1 protein-coding gene is annotated in these 24,927 nt (G+C 62.5%); it reads right to left on the reverse strand.

The genetic code is table 11. The features are described 5' to 3' along the window. Window positions 1-24,924 (reverse strand): cadherin-like domain-containing protein, encoded by a 24,924-nt coding sequence (locus ACA079_RS00670; protein ID WP_497702248.1) that lies wholly within the window; start codon window positions 24,922-24,924, stop codon window positions 1-3. Window positions 24,925-24,927 lie beyond the last annotated feature (3 nt).

The following is a 24,927-nucleotide window of genomic DNA, read 5'->3' on the forward strand; positions in this document are numbered from 1 at the left end:
TCAGCTGTTGTTGTGATCGATTTTGATGGTCGGGTCACTGCCGGCAATCAACGAATTGATGTTGGCGCTGGACCAATTGTTGCCTTCCAGTTTTATCGTCACATCGGGTTGCGCCGCTGCAGCGTCAGCGCCATTGAACTTGCCGGCTGAGCTGACTTGCAGGGACGAAACGCCATCCACGGTGGTGATCTTCAGGAAGTTGTCGATAGTGCTGCCGGTTTCACCCTGCAGCAGATCGCGCAAGTCGATGCGATCACCCTCGCTGGCCTTGAAGTCCTTGATCACGTCGTTGCCAGTGTCGCCAGCCTTCCAGACGAAGGTGTCGGCACCTGAGCCGCCGATCAGAATATCGTTGCCCTGACCGCCCATCAGCGAGTCGTTACCGCTGCCACCGAGCAGAATGTCATTGCCCTTGCCGGCGTCGAGCAGGTCATTGCCACCCTGGCCGAAGAGAATGTCATTGCCGGCACCGCCCAGCAGCGAGTCATTGCCGTCATGCGCCCCGGACACATCGAACACGGTGTAGTGCTCGGTGATGAACTGGTGCACGTTGCTGGTGGTGACTTTGCTGACGTCCACGCCGGTTTGCTGGGCGACGAATGCCTGCATCGCCTGATAACCCTCACCGGCGACGCCGTTGAAGCTCACCAGGTCGCCGAACAGGATGTCGTTGCCATCGCCGCCATTGACCGTGTCGGCGCCTGGCATCGTCGCTTCGGTGTGACCGATGATCGAGTTGGCCAGGTCCGTCGGGTTGATGTTGGTCTGTGGTTTACCGTCGGTGTCGTACGGTTTCAGGTCGTTGGGGCTGATCTCGTTGTTCAGGCCAATCGCTTCGACCTGAGACAACTTGGCCAGCAAGGCGAAGCTGTCGCTGGAATTGTACGCCGAGTTATCGTAGTTAGAATTGGTGGCTTTGCCGGTACCGCCCAGCTCGGACAGCTCAAAGGTCCCGTCGCCTTGGGCATGGACCTGACCGAGATCGTAGCCATACCAAAAGAATCCGTACTTGACTGACAGTGTCAGACTACCGTCCTTGTCGACGCTAATCTTGTGGTCGGAATCGAGCTGGGCGTTATAACTTTCCCCCAACTTGTAGCTGCCCATTTTGAGCACATCATCCAGTTTCACGTTGTCATACAGCGTCGGATTGCCTTGCTCATCCTTCTGATAATAGGTTGGCTTACCGTCTGTGATGAAGTAGGTCAGATTAGTTGCGCCGGCACCCATGCTTTTGAAGAAGTTGGCCGTAGCCTTGAACACATCCTCGTAGTTAGTACCTCCGCCGGACGTCATCGAATCGAGTACCGCTTTGAGCTGGGTCAACGCGGTTGGATCGTTCAGGTTGACCGAGACCGACTTGTTGACCCGGTCATCGAAGTCTGCAATGAAGATGTTCACGGTACCTGAGCCGGTGGCACCGATGCTCTGCTTGAGCGTGTTGAACACCGACGTCAGCGAGTCCTTCGCAGACTTGACCGAGGCGTCGCTCATACTGCCCGAGCTGTCGACCATGAACGCGATGTTGTAATTGGTGCCCGGCACCACGGTCAGCCCGCCGATGTCCGCAACCATGATGTCGTTGCCGCCGGTGCCGACGACATTGTCATTTGCTGCGGTGGCGGTGATCGAGTTATAGACCGCCGGATTGATCGTGATCGGTATCTGTATCGAACTGGTGGCCGAATCACCCTGGCTTTCGGTCGAGACTGCCGTAACTGTCAGCGTGTTGGTACCGGTGGCGTACGGTGCCGGGGTGTAGCTCAACTTGCTCACATCCCACCCGCTGAGGTTGACGACAGCGTTACCGGTCGTGCCCGTGAAGGTGTGCGTGCCGTCGGTCAGGGTCGCACCTGCCGGGATGCCGCCGATCGTGGTGATGGTCTGGGTTTCAGAACCATCAGTGTCCGGCGACGTTACCTTCAAGCCCAACGCAACGCTGCTGTTCTCGGCCACCTGAGAAGTGGTGGCGGTCACGATTGGTGCATCTGCGACCGCGGTCACACTGATGTCCAAGGTGGTGCTTGAGCCGGTGCTGGTGGTGTAGGTCACGGTCGGAACCTTACCGCTCCAATTGCTGGCCGGGGTGAAGGTGTAAGCCCCGTTCGCCGCAAGCACCAAGGTGCCCATGTTGGCGATGGTCGCCGTGGCGCCTGCTGTGTACTCGGTGCCACCCACCGTGAACTTGGCCACGCTCAGGACGTTATCCACATCGCGGTCGTTAGTCAGTACGTTACCGGTGGCGACCTTGTCCTCGAGGACTGTGTTGATGTCAGCAGTCAGCACACTCGCGTCGTCGACCGGGGTGACACTGATGTTCAGGGTCGATGTGTCGTTGGTTCCCGAACCGTCGGTGACGGTGTAGCTGACGGTCGGCACGCTGCCGTTGTAGTTGGCGACTGGGGTGAAGGTGTACGCACCGTTCGCCCCGATCACCAGGGTGCCGACGTTGGCGATAGTCGCCGTGGCGCCTGCCACATAGGTGGTCGCACCGACGGTGAAGTTGACCACGCTGACCGCGCCATCAACGCTGCTCGTGCCGGTGAGAACGCTGCCGGTAAGGGCAGTGTCTTCCAGGGTGGAGACCGTTTCGTTGGCGTCGGTGAAGCTGTCGTCAACCGGTGTGACGCTGATGTTCAGGGTCGAGGTGTCGTTGGTTCCGGAACCGTCGGTGACGGTGTAGCTGACCGTCGGTACCGTGCCGTTGTAGTTGGCGGCTGGGGTGAAGGTGTACGCACCGTTGGCCCCGATTACCAAGGTGCCGACGTTGGCGATAGTCGCCGTGCTGCCTGCCGTGTAAGTGGTCGCACCGATGGTGAAGTTGACCACGCTGACCGCGCCATCGACGCTGCTCGTGCCGGTGAGGACGCTGCCGGTAAGGGCGGTGTCTTCCAGGGTGGAGACCGTTTCGTTGGCGTCGGTGAAACTGTCATCGACCGGCGTGACGCTGATGTTCAGGGTCGAGGTGTCGTTGGTTCCGGAACCGTCGGTGACGGTGTAGCTGACCGTCGGTACAGTGCCGTTGTAGTTGGCGGTCGGAGTGAAGGTGTACGCACCGTTCGCCCCGATGACCAGGGTGCCGACGTTGGCGATGGTCGCCGTGCTGCCTGCCACATAGGTGGTCGCACCGATGGTGAAGTTCACCACGCTGACCGCGCCGTCAACGCTCGAGGTACCGGTCAGCACGTTGCCGGTAGCCACGGTGTCTTCGTTGGTCGTAACGGTTTCGCTGATGTCGGTGAAGCTGTCGTCGACCGGGGTGACGCTGATGTTCAGGGTCGAGGTGTCGTTGGTTCCGGAACCGTCGGTGACGGTGTAGCTGACCGTCGGTACCGTGCCGTTGTAGTTGGCGGTCGGAGTGAAGGTGTACGCACCGTTGGCCCCGATTACCAGGGTCCCGACGTTGGCGATAGTCGCCGTGCTTCCAGCCGCGTAAGTGGTCGCACCGATGGTGAAGTTGACCACGCTGACCGCGCCGTCAACGCTCGAAGTACCGATCAGCACGTTGCCGGTAGCCACGGTGTCTTCGTTGGTCGTAACGGTTTCGCTGATGTCGGTGAAGCTGTCGTCGACCGGGATGACGCTGATGTTCAGGGTCGAGGTGTCGTTGGTTCCGGAACCGTCGGTGACGGTGTAGCTGACCGTCGGTACCGTGCCGTTGTAGTTGGCGGCCGGAGTGAAGGTGTAAGCCCCGTTCGCCCCGATGACCAGAGTGCCGACGTTGGCGATAGTCGCCGTGCTTCCAGCCGTGTAAGTGGTCGCACCGATGGTGAAGTTGACCACGCTGACCGCGCCATCGACGCTGCTTGTGCCGGTGAGGACGCTGCCGCTAATGGCGGTGTCTTCCAGGGTGGAGAGCGTTTCGTTGGCGTCGGTGAAGCTGTCGTCAACCGGCGTGACGTTGATGTTCAGGGTCGAGGTGTCGTTGGTTCCCGAACCGTCGGTGACGGTGTAGGTGACGGTCGGCACCGTGCCGTTGTAGTTGGCGGCCGGAGTGAAGGTGTACGCACCGTTGGCCCCGATGACCAGTGTGCCGACGTTGGTGATAGTCGCCGTGGCGCCTGCCGTGTAAGTGGTCGCACCGATGGTGAAGTTGACCACGCTGACCGCGCCATCGACGCTGCTCGTGCCGGTGAGGACGCTGCCGGTAAGGGCGGTATCTTCCAGGGTGGAGACCGTTTCGTTGGCGTCGGTGAAGCTGTCATCGACGGGCGTGACGCTGATATTCAGGGTCGATGTAACGTTGCTGCCCGAACCATCAGTGACGGTGTAGCTGACGCTCGGCACCGTGCCGTTGTAGTTGGCGGTCGGAGTGAAGGTGTACGCCCCGTTCGCCCCGATCACCAGGGTCCCGACGTTGGCGATGGTCGCCGTGGCGCCTGCCACATAGGTGGTCGCACCGACGGTGAAGTTGACCACGCTGACTGCGCCATCCACGCTCGAAGTACCGGTCAGCACATTGCCGATGGCTGAGGTGTCTTCGTTGGTCGTAACGGTTTCGCTGATGTCGGTGAAGCTGTCGTCAACCGGTGTGACGCTGATATTCAGGGTCGAGGTGACGTTGCTGCCCGAACCGTCGGTGACGGTGTAGCTGACCGTCGGTACCGTGCCGTTGTAGTTGGCGGTCGGAGTAAAGGTATAAGCCCCGTTCGCCCCGATCACCAGGGTCCCGACGTTGGCGATGGTCGCCGTGGTGCCTGCCACATAGGTGGTCGCACCGACGGTGAAGCTGAGCACGCTGACTGGACCGTCGACGCTGCTCGTGCCGGTCAGCACGTTGCCGATGGCTGAGGTGTCTTCGTTGACCGTGACGGTTTCGCTGGCATCGATGAAGTTGTCGTTGACCGGCGTGACGCTGATATTCAGGGTCGATGTAACGTTGCTGCCCGAACCGTCGGTGACGGTGTAGCTGACGCTCGGCACGCTGCCGTTGTAGTTGGCAGTCGGAGTGAAGGTGTAAGCACCGTTCGCCCCGATGACCAGGGTGCCGACGTTGGCGATGGTCGCGGTGCTTCCTGCGGCATAGTTGGTATCACCGATGGTGAAGTTGACCACGCTGACCGGACCGTCGACGCTCGAAGTGCCCGACAGCACGTTGCCGGTAGCCACGGTGTCTTCGTTAACCGTGACGGTTTCACTGGCATCGGTGAAGTTGTCGTTGACCGGCGTGACGCTGATGTTCAGGGTCGAGGTGACGTTGGTTCCCGAACCGTCGGTGACGGTGTAGCTGACGCTCGGCACGCTGCCGTTGTAATTGGCAGTCGGAGTGAAGGTGTACGCACCGTTCGCCCCGATGACCAGGGTCCCGACGTTGGCGATGGTCGCCGTGGCGCCTGCCGCGTAAGTGGTCGCACCGATGGTGAAGTTGATCACGCTGACTGCGCCATCCACGCTCGAAGTACCGGTCAGCACATTGCCGATGGCTGAGGTGTCTTCGTTGGTCGTAACGGTTTCGCTGACGTCGGTGAAGTTGTCGTCGACCGGGGTGACGCTGATATTCAGGGTCGAGGTGACGTTGCTGCCCGAACCGTCGGTGACGGTGTAGCTGACGCTCGGCACGCTGCCGTTGTAATTAGCAGTCGGAGTGAAGGTGTAAGCACCGTTCGCCCCGATCACTAGGGTCCCGACGTTGGCGATGGTCGCCGTGCTGCCTGCCACATAGGTGGTCGCACCGACGGTGAAGTTGACCACGCTGACTGCGCCATCCACGCTCGAAGTACCGGTCAGCACGTTGCCGATGGCTGAGGTGTCTTCGTTGACCGTAACGGTTTCACTGGCATCGATGAAGTTGTCGTTGACCGGGGTGACGCTGATATTCAGGGTCGATGTAACGTTGCTGCCCGAACCATCGGTGACGGTGTAGCTGACGCTCGGCACGCTGCCGTTGTAATTGGCAGTTGGAGTGAAGGTGTACGCACCGTTCGCCCCGATGACCAAGGTGCCGACGTTGGCGATGGTCGCGGTGTTGCCGGCGGCGTAGGTGGTTTCACCAATGGTGAAGTTGATCACGCTGACCGGGCCGTCGACGCTCGAAGTGCCCGACAGCACGCTGCCGGTAGCCACGGAGTCTTCGTTAACGGTGACGGTTTCGCTGGCGTCGGTGAAGTTGTCATTAACCGGCGTAACACTGATGTTCAGCGTACTGCTCGAGCCGGTGTTGGTGGTGTATGTCACCTGTGGAACGTTGCCATTCCAGTCGGCAGCCGGCTTGAAGGTGTAGTCGCCGTTGCTGGCGATGATCAGCGTTCCGACACCGGTAATGGTCGCGGTCTGGCCCGCCGTGAAGCTGCCGTTGACCCCGGTCACGTTGAAGCTGGTGACGCTCAGGACGTTATCGACATCGCTGTCGTTGCCCAGCACGTTGCCGGTCGCGTTGTGGTCTTCGTCGACAGTGATCTTGTCCGCCTGCAGCACGCTTGCGTCATTGACGGCACCGACGTGCACCACCAACGGCAGCGAGGTGCTGGCGCTTGGGGCATCGCCGTCTTTGGCGGTGGCCGTGACGGTCAGGGGGATGTCGCCATTAAAGTTCGTCGGCGGTGTCAGCTTGAGCGTGGACAGGTTCCAACCAGTAATGTCCACCGACGTCGAGCCGTCGGCAGCATTGAAGGTGTGGGTGCCGTCGGTGAGTCTGGAACCTGCCGGCAAGCCGTTCAGTGTGAGAGTGAGTGTTTCCGAACCATCGACGTCGTTGGTGTGGGCCTGGATGGTCGACAACAGGATCGCCTGGTCTTCAAGACCCGAGTTGAGCACCTGAGCGACATTGATATTGTCCAGCAGGCCGCCCAGGCTGTTGCTGTCCCCGGCGCGGAACTCGAGCTTCTGGTTACCATCGGCAGTGACCGGAATGTCGAAACTGTAGTGCTGCATGCCGGTGGTCGAAGTGTTCAGGGTGCCAATGAGTTGGCCGCCCCAGTACACATTGATGAGCGAATTATCCACACCAGCACGCGGTGCATAGTCGAACGACACGTTATAGGTGCTGCCGGCCTTGGCATCGATAGTGGTGTAGAGGTTGCTCGCATCGCCGGTGTTGCGCTCCAGTTCAATGACCTGGTTATCGGCGCCGGCGCCGTAGACGCTGGCCTTGCCGATTTCGACCATGCCACCGCTGTTGTCCGTATGCCAAACGCCGTTGCCGAGCTTGCTGACATTGACGTCGCCAACGGCGCCGTTCAAAGCGACCTCCTGGAAGTTGGTCGAGACGACCATACCGCCGCCGGCCAGTGACAGGCTTGGGGTATCGGTTACTGGCGCAACGACAATGGTGCCGGTTGCCGAAGACGCGGAGGGCATGCCCTGGTTGTCGGTCGAGGTGTAGGTGAAATGGGTGGTACCACTCCAGTCGCCGGTGGGCTTGAAGTAAACCGTTGCACCGTTGGCGGTTGCGGTGATCACGCTGCTGGCGGTCAACGCGATGGTCCCGGCGGCGTCAGCGTAAAACACGCCATTGGCCGGCAGGCTGGTCAGGTTGAAGTGGCCGACGCTGCCGTCGATGTCATTGCCGCCGAGCTGCGCGGCGATCAATTGATCTTCATTGCCAGTGGCCGAGGTGGTACTGACGGTCGGAGCGTCGTTGACCGAGGTGACCGTGATGTTCAGCGTGCTGATGGAATTGGTGTTGGTGGTGTAGCTGATCTGTGGCGCGGTGCCATTCCAGTTCGCCGTTGGGGTGAAGCTGTAGTCGCCGTTAGCGGCGATAGTCACAGTGCCGACACCGGCGATCGTTGCGACTTGACCGGCGGTGAAGGAGCCGGTGACACCGGCGACGGTGAAGGTCGCAACACTCAGAGCATTGTCGACATCGATGTCATTGCCGAGCACGTTGCCGGTTGCAACGTGGTCTTCATCGACAGTGTTGGTATCCGCAGTCAGGACGCTCGGGTCATTGACCGGTGTTACGTTGATATTCAGGGTCGAGGTGACATTGCTGCCGGAACCGTCGGTGACGGTGTAGCTGACCGTGGGCACCGTGCCGTTGTAGTTGGTCGCCGGGGTGAAGGTGTAAGCGCCAGTGGACCCGATCACCAGGGTACCGACATTGGCGATAGTCGCGGTTTCACCGGCCTGGTACTGAGTACCGCCGACCGTGAAATTAACCACGCTGACCGGGCCATCAACGCTCGAGGTACCCGCCAGCACGCTGCCGGTCACTGGGGTATCTTCCGGACCGGAGACCGTTTCGCTGATGTCGGTGAAGCTGTCATCCACCGGGGTAACGCTGATGTTCAGGGTCGACGTAACGTCAGTGCCGGAACCGTCGGTGACGGTGTAGCTGACCGTCGGCACCGCGCCGTTGTAGTTGGCCGCCGGGGTAAAGGTGTAGGCGCCAGTGGACCCGATGACCAGGGTGCCGACATTGGCGATAGTCGCGGTGCTGCCGGCGGCGTAGGTGGTTTCACCGATGGTGAAATTAACCACGCTGACCGGACCGTCGACACTGCTAGTGCCGGCGAGGCCGCTGCCAGTCACTGGGGCGTCTTCCGGACCGGAGACCGTTTCGCTGATGTCGGTGAAGCTGTCATCCACCGGGGTGACGCTGATGTTCAGGGTCGACGTAACGTCAGTGCCGGAACCGTCGGTGACGGTGTAGCTGACCGTCGGTACCGCGCCGTTGTAGTTGGCCGCCGGGGTGAAGGTGTAAGCGCCAGTGGACCCGATGACCAGGGTGCCGACATTGGTGATAGTCGCGGTGCTGCCGGCGGCGTAGGTGGTTTCACCGATGGTGAAATTAACCACGCTGACCGGGCCGTCGACACTGCTGGTGCCGGCGAGGACGCTGCCAGTCACTGGGGCGTCTTCCGGACCGGAGACCGTTTCGCTGATGTCGGTGAAGCTGTCATCGACCGGGGTGACGCTGATGTTCAGGGTCGAGGTAACGTCAGTGCCGGAACCGTCGGTGACGGTGTAGCTGACCGTCGGTACCGCGCCGTTGTAGTTGGCCGCCGGGGTGAAGGTGTAAGCGCCAGTGGACCCGATGACCAGGGTGCCGACATTGGTGATAGTCGCGGTGCTGCCGGCGGCGTAGGTGGTTTCACCGATGGTGAAATTAACCACGCTGACCGGGCCGTCGACACTGCTGGTGCCGGCGAGGACGCTGCCAGTCACTGGGGCGTCTTCCGGACCGGAGACCGTTTCGCTGATGTCGGTGAAGCTGTCATCGACCGGGGTGACGCTGATGTTCAGGGTCGAGGTGACGTCAGAACCGGAACCGTCGGTGACGGTGTAGCTGACCGTCGGCACCGCGCCGTTGTAGTTGGCGGCCGGAGTAAAGGTGTAAGCGCCAGTGGCCCCGATGACCAGGGTGCCGACATTGGCGATAGTCGCGGTGCTGCCGGCGGCGTAGGTGGTTTCGCCGACCGTGAAATTAACCACGCTGACCGGACCGTCGACACTGCTAGTGCCGGCGAGGACGCTGCCAGTCACTGGGGTATCTTCCGGACCGGAGACCGTTTCGCTGATGTCGGTGAAGCTGTCATCGACCGGGGTAACGTTGATGTTCAGAGTCGAGGTAACGTCAGTACCGGAACCGTCGGTGACGGTGTAGCTGACCGTCGGCACCGCGCCGTTGTAGTTGGCCGCCGGGGTGAAGGTGTAGACGCCAGTGGACCCGATCACCAGGGTGCCGACATTGGTGATAGTCGCGGTGCTGCCGGCGGCGTAGGTGGTTTCACCGACCGTGAAATTAACCACGCTGACCGGACCGTCGACACTGCTAGTGCCGGCGAGGACGCTGCCAGTCACTGGGGCGTCTTCCGGACCGGAGACCGTTTCGCTGACGTCGGTGAAGCTGTCATCCACCGGGGTAACGTTGATGTTCAGGGTCGAGGTGACGTCAGTGCCGGAACCGTCGGTGACGGTGTAGCTGACCGTCGGCACCGCGCCGTTGTAGTTGGCCGCCGGGGTAAAGGTGTAGGCGCCAGTGGACCCGATGACCAGGGTGCCGACATTGGCGATAGTCGCGGTGCTGCCGGCGGCGTAGGTGGTTTCACCGATGGTGAAATTAACCACGCTGACCGGACCGTCGACACTGCTAGTGCCGGCGAGGCCGCTGCCAGTCACTGGGGCGTCTTCCGGACCGGAGACCGTTTCGCTGATGTCGGTGAAGCTGTCATCCACCGGGGTGACGCTGATGTTCAGGGTCGACGTAACGTCAGTGCCGGAACCGTCGGTGACGGTGTAGCTGACCGTCGGTACCGCGCCGTTGTAGTTGGCCGCCGGGGTGAAGGTGTAAGCGCCAGTGGACCCGATGACCAGGGTGCCGACATTGGTGATAGTCGCGGTGCTGCCGGCGGCGTAGGTGGTTTCACCGATGGTGAAATTAACCACGCTGACCGGGCCGTCGACACTGCTGGTGCCGGCGAGGACGCTGCCAGTCACTGGGGCGTCTTCCGGACCGGAGACCGTTTCGCTGATGTCGGTGAAGCTGTCATCGACCGGGGTGACGCTGATGTTCAGGGTCGAGGTAACGTCAGTGCCGGAACCGTCGGTGACGGTGTAGCTGACCGTCGGTACCGCGCCGTTGTAGTTGGCCGCCGGGGTGAAGGTGTAAGCGCCAGTGGACCCGATGACCAGGGTGCCGACATTGGTGATAGTCGCGGTGCTGCCGGCGGCGTAGGTGGTTTCACCGATGGTGAAATTAACCACGCTGACCGGGCCGTCGACACTGCTGGTGCCGGCGAGGACGCTGCCAGTCACTGGGGCGTCTTCCGGACCGGAGACCGTTTCGCTGATGTCGGTGAAGCTGTCATCGACCGGGGTGACGCTGATGTTCAGGGTCGAGGTGACGTCAGAACCGGAACCGTCGGTGACGGTGTAGCTGACCGTCGGCACCGCGCCGTTGTAGTTGGCGGCCGGAGTAAAGGTGTAAGCGCCAGTGGCCCCGATGACCAGGGTGCCGACATTGGCGATAGTCGCGGTGCTGCCGGCGGCGTAGGTGGTTTCGCCGACCGTGAAATTAACCACGCTGACCGGACCGTCGACACTGCTAGTGCCGGCGAGGACGCTGCCAGTCACTGGGGTATCTTCCGGACCGGAGACCGTTTCGCTGATGTCGGTGAAGCTGTCATCGACCGGGGTAACGTTGATGTTCAGAGTCGAGGTAACGTCAGTACCGGAACCGTCGGTGACGGTGTAGCTGACCGTCGGCACCGCGCCGTTGTAGTTGGCCGCCGGGGTGAAGGTGTAGACGCCAGTGGACCCGATCACCAGGGTGCCGACATTGGTGATAGTCGCGGTGCTGCCGGCGGCGTAGGTGGTTTCACCGACCGTGAAATTAACCACGCTGACCGGACCGTCGACACTGCTAGTGCCGGCGAGGACGCTGCCAGTCACTGGGGCGTCTTCCGGACCGGAGACCGTTTCGCTGACGTCGGTGAAGCTGTCATCCACCGGGGTAACGTTGATGTTCAGGGTCGAGGTGACGTCAGTGCCGGAACCGTCGGTGACGGTGTAGCTGACCGTCGGTACCGCGCCGTTGTAGTCGGCGGCCGGGGTAAAGGTGTAGGCGCCAGTGGACCCGATGACCAGGGTGCCGACATTGGTGATAGTCGCGGTGCTGCCGGCGGCGTAGGTGGTTTCGCCGACCGTGAAATTAACCACGCTGACCGGGCCGTCGACACTGCTGGTGCCGGCGAGGACGCTGCCAGTCACTGGGGCGTCTTCCGGACCGGAGACCGTTTCGCTGATGTCGGTGAAGCTGTCATCGACCGGGGTGACGCTGATGTTCAGGGTCGAGGTAACGTCAGTGCCGGAACCGTCGGTGACGGTGTAGCTGACCGTCGGTACCGCGCCGTTGTAGTTGGCCGCCGGGGTGAAGGTGTAAGCGCCAGTGGACCCGATGACCAGGGTGCCGACATTGGTGATAGTCGCGGTGCTGCCGGCGGCGTAGGTGGTTTCACCGATGGTGAAATTAACCACGCTGACCGGGCCGTCGACACTGCTGGTGCCGGCGAGGACGCTGCCAGTCACTGGGGCGTCTTCCGGACCGGAGACCGTTTCGCTGATGTCGGTGAAGCTGTCATCGACCGGGGTGACGCTGATGTTCAGGGTCGAGGTGACGTCAGAACCGGAACCGTCGGTGACGGTGTAGCTGACCGTCGGCACCGCGCCGTTGTAGTTGGCGGCCGGAGTAAAGGTGTAAGCGCCAGTGGCCCCGATGACCAGGGTGCCGACATTGGCGATAGTCGCGGTGCTGCCGGCGGCGTAGGTGGTTTCGCCGACCGTGAAATTAACCACGCTGACCGGACCGTCGACACTGCTAGTGCCGGCGAGGACGCTGCCAGTCACTGGGGTATCTTCCGGACCGGAGACCGTTTCGCTGATGTCGGTGAAGCTGTCATCGACCGGGGTAACGTTGATGTTCAGAGTCGAGGTAACGTCAGTACCGGAACCGTCGGTGACGGTGTAGCTGACCGTCGGCACCGCGCCGTTGTAGTTGGCCGCCGGGGTGAAGGTGTAGACGCCAGTGGACCCGATCACCAGGGTGCCGACATTGGTGATAGTCGCGGTGCTGCCGGCGGCGTAGGTGGTTTCACCGACCGTGAAATTAACCACGCTGACCGGACCGTCGACACTGCTAGTGCCGGCGAGGACGCTGCCAGTCACTGGGGCGTCTTCCGGACCGGAGACCGTTTCGCTGACGTCGGTGAAGCTGTCATCCACCGGGGTAACGTTGATGTTCAGGGTCGAGGTGACGTCAGTGCCGGAACCGTCGGTGACGGTGTAGCTGACCGTCGGTACCGCGCCGTTGTAGTCGGCGGCCGGGGTAAAGGTGTAGGCGCCAGTGGACCCGATGACCAGGGTGCCGACATTGGTGATAGTCGCGGTGCTGCCGGCGGCGTAGGTGGTTTCGCCGACCGTGAAATTAACCACGCTGACCGGACCATCGACGCTCGAGGTACCCGCCAGCACGCTGCCGGTCACTGGGGTATCTTCCGGACCGGAGACCGTTTCGCTGATGTCGGTGAAGCTGTCATCGACCGGGGTGACGCTGATGTTCAGGGTCGAGGTGACGTCAGTGCCGGAACCGTCGGTGACGGTGTAGCTGACCGTCGGTACCGCGCCGTTGTAGTCGGCGGCCGGGGTAAAGGTGTAGGCGCCAGTGGACCCGATCACCAGGGTGCCGACATTGGTGATAGTCGCGGTGCTGCCGGCGGCGTAGGTGGTTTCGCCGACCGTGAAATTAACCACACTGACCGGGCCGTCGACACTGCTGGTGCCGGTGAGGACGCTGCCGGTGACCGGAGCGTCTTCGCCGGTGGTCACGGTTTCGCTGATGTCGGTGAAGCTGTCATCGACCGGGGTAACGCTGATGTTCAGGGTCGAGGTGACGTCAGAACCCGAACCGTCGGTGACGGTGTAGCTGACCGTCGGCACCGCGCCGTTGTAGTTGGCCGCCGGGGTAAAGGTGTAGGCGCCAGTGGACCCGATCACCAGGGTGCCGACATTGGTGATAGTCGCGGTGCTGCCGGCGGCGTAGGTGGTTTCACCGATGGTGAAATTAACCACGCTGACCGGACCATCGACGCTCGAGGTACCCGCCAGCACGCTGCCGGTGACCGGAGCGTCTTCGCCGGTGGTCACGGTTTCGCTGACGTCGGTGAAGCTGTCATCCACCGGGGTGACGCTGATGTTCAGGGTCGAGGTGACGTCAGAACCCGAACCGTCGGTGACGGTGTAGCTGACCGTCGGTACCGCGCCGTTGTAGTTGGCCGCCGGGGTAAAGGTGTAGGCGCCAGTGGACCCGATCACCAGGGTGCCGACATTGGTGATAGTCGCGGTGCTGCCGGCGGCGTAGGTGGTTTCACCGATGGTGAAATTAACCACGCTGACCGGACCATCGACGCTCGAGGTACCCGCCAGCACGCTGCCGGTGACCGGAGCGTCTTCGCCGGTGGTCACGGTTTCGCTGACGTCGGTGAAGCTGTCATCCACCGGGGTGACGCTGATGTTCAGGGTCGAGGTGACGTCAGAACCCGAACCGTCGGTGACGGTGTAGCTGACCGTCGGTACCGCGCCGTTGTAGTTGGCCGCCGGGGTAAAGGTGTAGGCGCCAGTGGACCCGATGACCAGGGTGCCGACGTTGGCGAGGGTCGCGGTTTCACCGGCCTGGTATTGAGTACCGCCAACCGTGAAATTAACCACGCTGACCGGGCCATCAACGCTCGAGGTACCGGCGAGCACGCTGCCGGTGACCGGGACGTCTTCGCCGGTGGTCACGGTTTCGCTGATGTCGGTGAAGCTGTCATCCACCGGGGTAACGTTGATGTTCAGGGTCGAGGTGACGTCAGAACCGGAACCGTCGGTGACGGTGTAGCTGACCGTCGGCACCGCGCCGTTGTAGTTGGCGGCCGGAGTAAAGGTGTAAGCGCCAGTGGCCCCGATGACCAGGGTGCCGACATTGGCGATAGTCGCGGTGCTGCCGGCGGCGTAGGTGGTTTCGCCGACCGTGAAATTAACCACGCTGACCGGACCGTCGACACTGCTAGTGCCGGCGAGGACGCTGCCAGTCACTGGGGTATCTTCCGGACCGGAGACCGTTTCGCTGATGTCGGTGAAGCTGTCATCGACCGGGGTAACGTTGATGTTCAGAGTCGAGGTAACGTCAGTACCGGAACCGTCGGTGACGGTGTAGCTGACCGTCGGCACCGCGCCGTTGTAGTTGGCCGCCGGGGTGAAGGTGTAGACGCCAGTGGACCCGATCACCAGGGTGCCGACATTGGTGATAGTCGCGGTGCTGCCGGCGGCGTAGGTGGTTTCACCGACCGTGAAATTAACCACGCTGACCGGACCGTCGACACTGCTAGTGCCGGCGAGGACGCTGCCAGTCACTGGGGCGTCTTCCGGACCGGAGACCGTTTCGCTGACGTCGGTGAAGCTGTCATCCACCGGGGTAACGTTGATGTTCAGGGTCGAGGTGACGTCAGTGCCGGAACCGTCGGTGACGGTGTAGCTGACCGTCGGTACCGCGCCGTTGTAGTCGGCGGCCGGGGTAAAGGTGTAGGCGCCAGTGGACCCGATGACCAGGGTGCCGACATTGGTGATAGTCGCGGTGCTGCCGGCGGCGTAGGTGGTTTCGCCGACCGTGAAATTAACCACGCTGACCGGACCATCGACGCTCGAGGTACCCGCCAGCACGCTGCCGGTCACTGGGGTATCTTCCGGACCGGAGACCGTTTCGCTGATGTCGGTGAAGCTGTCATCGACCGGGGTGACGCTGATGTTCAGGGTCGAGGTGACGTCAGTGCCGGAACCGTCGGTGACGGTGTAGCTGACCGTCGGTACCGCGCCGTTGTAGTCGGCGGCCGGGGTAAAGGTGTAGGCGCCAGTGGACCCGATCACCAGGGTGCCGACATTGGTGATAGTCGCGGTGCTGCCGGCGGCGTAGGTGGTTTCGCCGACCGTGAAATTAACCACACTGACCGGGCCGTCGACACTGCTGGTGCCGGTGAGGACGCTGCCGGTGACCGGAGCGTCTTCGCCGGTGGTCACGGTTTCGCTGATGTCGGTGAAGCTGTCATCGACCGGGGTAACGCTGATGTTCAGGGTCGAGGTGACGTCAGAACCCGAACCGTCGGTGACGGTGTAGCTGACCGTCGGCACCGCGCCGTTGTAGTTGGCCGCCGGGGTAAAGGTGTAGGCGCCAGTGGACCCGATCACCAGGGTGCCGACATTGGTGATAGTCGCGGTGCTGCCGGCGGCGTAGGTGGTTTCACCGATGGTGAAATTAACCACGCTGACCGGACCATCGACGCTCGAGGTACCCGCCAGCACGCTGCCGGTGACCGGAGCGTCTTCGCCGGTGGTCACGGTTTCGCTGACGTCGGTGAAGCTGTCATCCACCGGGGTGACGCTGATGTTCAGGGTCGAGGTGACGTCAGAACCCGAACCGTCGGTGACGGTGTAGCTGACCGTCGGTACCGCGCCGTTGTAGTTGGCCGCCGGGGTAAAGGTGTAGGCGCCAGTGGACCCGATCACCAGGGTGCCGACATTGGTGATAGTCGCGGTGCTGCCGGCGGCGTAGGTGGTTTCACCGATGGTGAAATTAACCACGCTGACCGGACCATCGACGCTCGAGGTACCCGCCAGCACGCTGCCGGTGACCGGAGCGTCTTCGCCGGTGGTCACGGTTTCGCTGACGTCGGTGAAGCTGTCATCCACCGGGGTGACGCTGATGTTCAGGGTCGAGGTGACGTCAGAACCCGAACCGTCGGTGACGGTGTAGCTGACCGTCGGTACCGCGCCGTTGTAGTTGGCCGCCGGGGTAAAGGTGTAGGCGCCAGTGGACCCGATGACCAGGGTGCCGACGTTGGCGAGGGTCGCGGTTTCACCGGCCTGGTATTGAGTACCGCCAACCGTGAAATTAACCACGCTGACCGGGCCATCAACGCTCGAGGTACCGGCGAGCACGCTGCCGGTGACCGGGACGTCTTCGCCGGTGGTCACGGTTTCGCTGATGTCGGTGAAGCTGTCATCCACCGGGGTAACGTTGATGTTCAGGGTCGAGGTAACGTCAGTACCGGAACCATCGGTGACGGTGTAGCTGACCGTCGGTACCGCGCCGTTGTAGTTGGCCGCCGGGGTAAAGGTGTAGGCGCCAGTGGACCCGATCACCAGGGTGCCGACATTGGTGATAGTCGCGGTGCTGCCGGCGGCGTAGGTGGTTTCACCGATGGTGAAATTAACCACGCTGACCGGACCATCGACGCTCGAGGTACCCGCCAGCACGCTGCCGGTGACCGGAGCGTCTTCGCCGGTGGTCACGGTTTCGCTGACGTCGGTGAAGCTGTCATCCACCGGGGTGACGCTGATGTTCAGGGTCGAGGTGACGTCAGAACCCGAACCGTCGGTGACGGTGTAGCTGACCGTCGGTACCGCGCCGTTGTAGTTGGCCGCCGGGGTAAAGGTGTAGGCGCCAGTGGACCCGATGACCAGGGTGCCGACGTTGGCGAGGGTCGCGGTTTCACCGGCCTGGTATTGAGTACCGCCAACCGTGAAATTAACCACGCTGACCGGGCCATCAACGCTCGAGGTACCGGCGAGCACGCTGCCGGTGACCGGGACGTCTTCGCCGGTGGTCACGGTTTCGCTGACGTCGGTGAAGCTGTCATCCACCGGGGTGACGCTGATGTTCAGAGTCGACGTAACGTCAGTGCCGGAACCGTCGGTGACGGTGTAGCTGACCGTCGGCACCGCGCCGTTGTAGTTGGCGGCCGGAGTAAAGGTGTAGGCGCCAGTGGACCCGATCACCAGGGTGCCGACATTGGTGATAGTCGCGGTGCTGCCGGCGGCGTAGGTGGTTTCACCGATGGTGAAATTAACCACGCTGACCGGACCATCGACGCTCGAGGTACCCGCCAGCACGCTGCCGGTGACCGGAGCGTCTTCGCCGGTGGTCACGGTTTCGCTGACGTCGGTGAAGCTGTCATCCACCGGGGTGACGCTGATGTTCAGGGTCGAGGTGACGTCAGAACCCGAACCGTCGGTGACGGTGTAGCTGACCGTCGGTACCGCGCCGTTGTAGTTGGCCGCCGGGGTAAAGGTGTAGGCGCCAGTGGACCCGATGACCAGGGTGCCGACGTTGGCGAGGGTCGCGGTTTCACCGGCCTGGTATTGAGTACCGCCAACCGTGAAATTAACCACGCTGACCGGGCCATCAACGCTCGAGGTACCGGCGAGCACGCTGCCGGTGACCGGGACGTCTTCGCCGGTGGTCACGGTTTCGCTGACGTCGGTGAAGCTGTCATCCACCGGGGTGACGCTGATGTTCAGAGTCGACGTAACGTCAGTGCCGGAACCGTCGGTGACGGTGTAGCTGACCGTCGGCACCGCGCCGTTGTAGTTGGCGGCCGGAGTAAAGGTGTAGGCGCCAGTGGACCCGATGACCAGGGTGCCGACATTGGCGATAGTCGCGGTTTCACCGGCCTGGTACTGAGTACCGCCGACCGTGAAATTAACCACGCTGACCGGGCCATCAACGCTCGACGTACCCGCCAGCACGCTGCCGGTGACCGAGACGTCTTCGCCGGTGGTCACGGTTTCGCTGATGTCGGTGAAGCTGTCATCGACCGGGGTAACGTTGATGTTCAGGGTCGAGGTAACGTCAGTACCGGAACCATCGGTGACGGTGTAGCTGACCGTCGGTACCGCGCCGTTGTAGTTGGCCGCCGGGGTAAAGGTGTAGGCGCCAGTGGACCCGATCACCAGGGTGCCGACATTGGTGATAGTCGCGGTGCTGCCGGCGGCGTAGGTGGTTTCACCGATGGTGAAATTAACCACGCTGACCGGACCATCGACGCTCGAGGTACCCGCCAGCACGCTGCCGGTGACCGGAGCGTCTTCGCCGGTGGTCACGGTTTCGCTGACGTCGGTGAAGCTGTCATCCACCGGGGTGACGCTGATGTTCAGGGTCGAGGTGACGTCAGAACCCGAACCGTCGGTGACGGTGTAGCTGACCGTCGGTACCGCGCCGTTGTAGTTGGCCGCCGGGGTAAAGGTGTAGGCGCCAGTGGACCCGATGACCAGGGTGCCGACGTTGGCGAGGGTCGCGGTTTCACCGGCCTGGTATTGAGTACCGCCAACCGTGAAATTAACCACGCTGACCGGGCCATCAACGCTCGAGGTACCGGCGAGCACGCTGCCGGTGACCGGGACGTCTTCGCCGGTGGTCACGGTTTCGCTGACGTCGGTGAAGCTGTCATCCACCGGGGTGACGCTGATGTTCAGGGTCGAGGTGACGTCAGTACCGGAACCGTCGGTGACGGTGTAGCTGACCGTCGGTACCGCGCCGTTGTAGTTGGCCGCCGGGGTAAAGGTGTAGGCGCCAGTGGACCCGATCACCAGGGTGCCGACGTTGGTGATAGTCGCGGTTTCACCGGCCTGGTACTGAGTACCGCCGACCGTGAAATTAACCACGCTGACCGGACCGTCGACACTGCTAGTGCCGGAGAGGACGCTGCCAGTCACTGGGGCGTCTTCCGGACCGGAGACCGTTTCGCTGATGTCGGTGAAGCTGTCATCCACCGGGGTGACGCTGATGTTCAGGGTCGAGGTAACGTTAGTACCGGAACCGTCGGTGACGGTGTAGCTGACCGTCGGTACCGCGCCGTTGTAGTTGGCCGCCGGAGTAAAGGTGTAAGCGCCAGTGGCCCCGATCACCAGGGTGCCGACATTGGTGATAGTCGCGGTTTCACCGGCCTGGTACTGAGTACCGCCGACCGTGAAATTAACCACGCTGACCGGGCCATCAACGCTCGAGGTACCCGCCAGCACGCTGCCGGTCACTGGGGTATCTTCCGGACCGGAGACCGTTTCGCTGATGTCGGTGAAGCTGTCATCGACCGGGGTGACGCTGATGTTCAGGGTCGAGGTGACGTCAGTGCCGGAACCGTCGGTGACGGTGTAGCTGACCGTCGGTACCGCGCCGTTGTAGTTGGCGGCCGGGGTGAAGGTGTAAGCGCCAGTGGACCCGATCACCAGGGTGCCGACATTGGCGATAGTCGCGGTGCTGCCGGCGGCGTAGGTGGTCTCACCGATGGTGAAATTAACCACGCTGACCGGACCGTCGACACTGCTAGTGCCGGCGAGGACGCTGCCAGTCACTGGGGCGTCTTCCGGACCGGAGACCGTTTCGCTGATGTCGGTGAAGCTGTCATCCACCGGGGTGACGCTGATGTTCAGGGTCGAGGTGACGTCAGAACCCGAACCGTCGGTGACGGTGTAGCTGACCGTCGGCACCGCGCCGTTGTAGTTGGCCGCCGGGGTGAAGGTGTAGACGCCAGTGGACCCGATCACCAGGGTGCCGACATTGGCGATAGTCGCGGTGCTGCCGGCGGCGTAGGTGGTTTCACCGATGGTGAAATTAACCACACTGACCGGACCATCGACGCTCGAGGTACCCGCCAGCACGCTGCCGGTCACTGGGGTATCTTCCGGACCGGAGACCGTTTCGCTGATGTCGGTGAAGCTGTCATCCACCGGGGTGACGCTGATGTTCAGGGTCGAGGTGACGTCAGAACCGGAACCGTCGGTGACGGTGTAGCTGACCGTCGGCACCGCGCCGTTGTAGTTGGCCGCCGGAGTAAAGGTGTAGGCGCCAGTGGACCCGATCACCAGGGTGCCGACATTGGCGATAGTCGCGGTGCTGCCGGCGGCGTAGGTGGTTTCACCGATGGTGAAATTAACCACACTGACCGGACCATCGACGCTCGAGGTACCCGCCAGCACGCTGCCGGTCACTGGGGTATCTTCCGGACCGGAGACCGTTTCGCTGATGTCGGTGAAGCTGTCATCCACCGGGGTGACGCTGATGTTCAGGGTCGAGGTGACGTCAGAACCCGAACCGTCGGTGACGGTGTAGCTGACCGTCGGCACCGCGCCGTTGTAGTTGGCCGCCGGGGTGAAGGTGTAGACGCCAGTGGACCCGATCACCAGGGTGCCGACATTGGCGATAGTCGCGGTGCTGCCGGCGGCGTAGGTGGTTTCACCGATGGTGAAATTAACCACACTGACCGGACCATCGACGCTCGAGGTACCCGCCAGCACGCTGCCGGTCACTGGGGTATCTTCCGGACCGGAGACCGTTTCGCTGATGTCGGTGAAGCTGTCATCCACCGGGGTGACGCTGATGTTCAGGGTCGAGGTGACGTCAGAACCGGAACCGTCGGTGACGGTGTAGCTGACCGTCGGCACCGCGCCGTTGTAGTTGGCCGCCGGGGTGAAGGTGTAAGCGCCAGTGGACCCGATGACCAGGGTGCCGACGTTGGTGATAGTCGCGGTTTCACCGGCCTGGTACTGAGTACCGCCGACCGTGAAATTAACCACGCTGACCGGGCCATCAACGCTCGAGGTACCCGCCAGCACGCTGCCGGTCACTGGGGTATCTTCCGGACCGGAGACCGTTTCGCTGACGTCGGTGAAGCTGTCATCCACCGGGGTGACGCTGATGTTCAGGGTCGAGGTGACGTCAGAACCCGAACCGTCGGTGACGGTGTAGCTGACCGTCGGCACCGCGCCGTTGTAGTTGGCCGCCGGGGTGAAGGTGTAGACGCCAGTGGACCCGATCACCAGGGTGCCGACATTGGCGATAGTCGCGGTGCTGCCGGCGGCGTAGGTGGTTTCACCGATGGTGAAATTAACCACACTGACCGGACCATCGACGCTCGAGGTACCCGCCAGCACGCTGCCGGTCACTGGGGTATCTTCCGGACCGGAGACCGTTTCGCTGATGTCGGTGAAGCTGTCATCCACCGGGGTGACGCTGATGTTCAGGGTCGAGGTGACGTCAGAACCGGAACCGTCGGTGACGGTGTAGCTGACCGTCGGCACCGCGCCGTTGTAGTTGGCCGCCGGAGTAAAGGTGTAGGCGCCAGTGGCCCCGATCACCAGGGTGCCGACATTGGCGATAGTCGCGGTTTCACCGGCCTGGTACTGAGTACCGCCGACCGTGAAATTAACCACGCTGACCGGACCGTCGACACTGCTGGTGCCGGCGAGGACGCTGCCAGTCACTGGGGCGTCTTCCGGACCGGAGACCGTTTCGCTGATGTCGGTGAAGCTGTCATCGACCGGGGTGACGCTGATGTTCAGGGTCGAGGTGACGTCAGAACCGGAACCGTCGGTGACGGTGTAGCTGACCGTCGGCACCGCGCCGTTGTAGTTGGCCGCCGGGGTGAAGGTGTAAGCGCCAGTGGACCCGATGACCAGGGTGCCGACGTTGGTGATAGTCGCGGTTTCACCGGCCTGGTACTGAGTACCGCCGACCGTGAAATTAACCACGCTGACCGGGCCATCAACGCTCGAGGTACCCGCCAGCACGCTGCCGGTCACTGGGGTATCTTCCGGACCGGAGACCGTTTCGCTGACGTCGGTGAAGCTGTCATCCACCGGGGTGACGCTGATGTTCAGGGTCGAGGTGACGTCAGAACCCGAACCGTCGGTGACGGTGTAGCTGACCGTCGGCACCGCGCCGTTGTAGTTGGCCGCCGGGGTGAAGGTGTAGACGCCAGTGGACCCGATCACCAGGGTGCCGACATTGGCGATAGTCGCGGTGCTGCCGGCGGCGTAGGTGGTTTCACCGATGGTGAAATTAACCACACTGACCGGACCATCGACGCTCGAGGTACCCGCCAGCACGCTGCCGGTCACTGGGGTATCTTCCGGACCGGAGACCGTTTCGCTGATGTCGGTGAAGCTGTCATCCACCGGGGTGACGCTGATGTTCAGGGTCGAGGTGACGTCAGAACCGGAACCGTCGGTGACGGTGTAGCTGACCGTCGGCACCGCGCCGTTGTAGTTGGCCGCCGGAGTAAAGGTGTAGGCGCCAGTGGCCCCGATCACCAGGGTGCCGACATTGGCGATAGTCGCGGTTTCACCGGCCTGGTACTGAGTACCGCCGACCGTGAAATTAACCACGCTGACCGGACCGTCGACACTGCTGGTGCCGGCGAGGACGCTGCCAGTCACTGGGGCGTCTTCCGGACCGGAGACCGTTTCGCTGATGTCGGTGAAGCTGTCATCGACCGGGGTGACGCTGATGTTCAGGGTCGAGGTGACGTCAGAACCGGAACCGTCGGTGACGGTGTAGCTGACCGTCGGCACCGCGCCGTTGTAGTTGGCCGCCGGGGTGAAGGTGTAAGCGCCAGTGGACCCGATGACCAGGGTGCCGACGTTGGTGATAGTCGCGGTTTCACCGGCCTGGTACTGAGTACCGCCGACCGTGAAATTAACCACGCTGACCGGGCCATCAACGCTCGAGGTACCCGCCAGCACGCTGCCGGTCACTGGGGTATCTTCCGGACCGGAGACCGTTTCGCTGACGTCGGTGAAGCTGTCATCCACCGGGGTGACGCTGATGTTCAGGGTCGAGGTGACGTCAGAACCGGAACCGTCGGTGACGGTGTAGCTGACCGTCGGCACCGCGCCGTTGTAGTTGGCCGCCGGAGTAAAGGTGTAGGCGCCAGTGGCCCCGATCACCAGGGTGCCGACATTGGCGATAGTCGCGGTTTCACCGGCCTGGTACTGAGTACCGCCGACCGTGAAATTAACCACGCTGACCGGACCGTCGACACTGCTGGTGCCGGCGAGGACGCTGCCAGTCACTGGGGCGTCTTCCGGACCGGAGACCGTTTCGCTGATGTCGGTGAAGCTGTCATCGACCGGGGTGACGCTGATGTTCAGGGTCGAGGTGACGTCAGAACCGGAACCGTCGGTGACGGTGTAGCTGACCGTCGGCACCGCGCCGTTGTAGTTGGCCGCCGGGGTGAAGGTGTAAGCGCCAGTGGACCCGATGACCAGGGTGCCGACGTTGGTGATAGTCGCGGTTTCACCGGCCTGGTACTGAGTACCGCCGACCGTGAAATTAACCACGCTGACCGGGCCATCAACGCTCGAGGTACCCGCCAGCACGCTGCCGGTCACTGGGGTATCTTCCGGACCGGAGACCGTTTCGCTGACGTCGGTGAAGCTGTCATCGACCGGGGTAACGCTGATGTTCAGGGTCGAGGTGACGTCAGTGCCGGAACCGTCGGTGACGGTGTAGCTGACCGTCGGTACCGCGCCGTTGTAGTTGGCCGCCGGGGTGAAGGTGTAGGCGCCAGTGGCCCCGATGACCAGGGTGCCGACATTGGCGATAGTCGCGGTTTCACCGGCCTGGTACTGAGTACCGCCGACCGTGAAATTAACCACGCTGACCGGGCCATCAACGCTCGAGGTACCGGCGAGCACGCTGCCGGTGACCGGGACGTCTTCGCCGGTGGTCACGGTTTCGCTGATGTCGGTGAAGCTGTCATCCACCGGGGTGACGCTGATGTTCAGGGTCGAGGTAACGTCAGTACCCGAACCGTCGGTGACGGTGTAGCTGACCGTCGGTACCGCGCCGTTGTAGTTGGCCGCCGGGGTGAAGGTGTAGGCGCCAGTGGCCCCGATGACCAGGGTGCCGACATTGGCAATGGTGGCGGTCTGGCCGGCTGTGAAGGTGGCATTGACACCGGCGATGCTAAAGGTAGCCACACTCAGGACATTGTCGACGTCGCTGTCATTGCCCAGCACATTGCCGGTCGCAACGGTGTCTTCTGCAATGGTTTGGGTGTCTGCAGTCAAAACGCTCGGATCATCGACCGCCGTCACGGTGAGATCCAGCGTGCTGGTCGAGCCGGTGTTGGTGGTGTAAGTGACTTGCGGCACGGCGCCGTTGTAGTTGGTGTCTGGAGTAAAGGTGTAGTTGCCATTGGTGCCGATGGTCAACATGCCGACGCCGACGATGGTCGCCGTCTGGCCTGCGGTGAAGCTGCCGGTCATGCCGGCGACGGTGAAGCTGGCGACGCTGAGGGTCGTTTCGGCATCGCTATCGTTGTTCAGTACATTGCCGGTCGCGACGCTGTCTTCGGCCTGAGTGCCAGTATCAGCGATCAGTACACTCGGAGCGTTGGTGGCCGTGGTGTTCTGGCTACCGGTATCGAGCGTGGTGGTTGTGGCAGCGGAATCAGGACCTTCGGTTGGGAAACCAATGGTCGGGTCTACCCGGCCAGCAGTTGCATCCAGCATCACGAAGCTGTGGCCGCCACCTGCCGCGCCGCCTGTGCCGGCAGCTGTCGGGCCGGCCGCAGTGGCTTCAAGATCGGTGGTCGGGTCGGCGCCGGCAACGATGGCTTGCTGCAGTTCTTCAACCGATGGCGCGGCTTGTGCAGTGGCTTGCGCAAGGTCAGTGCTGGAATCCGGATCGCTGGCGCTCCACTGAGTGTCGCGGCCCAGGTCCAGGGTCCGGCCGTCAGCCAGTTCGAGCGTAACGGCGCCCGCCGCGCCGGTGTCTACCTGATCGCCGACAAACAACCGATCGCCTTCAACGAGTACGCGGCGCACGCCCTCTGGGGACACAGCGAAAACCTGACCGACAATGCTTTTGACGATGGCCACAACACTGCTCATTGA

It is taken from the genome of Pseudomonas sp. LBUM1645 (assembly GCF_059716185.1).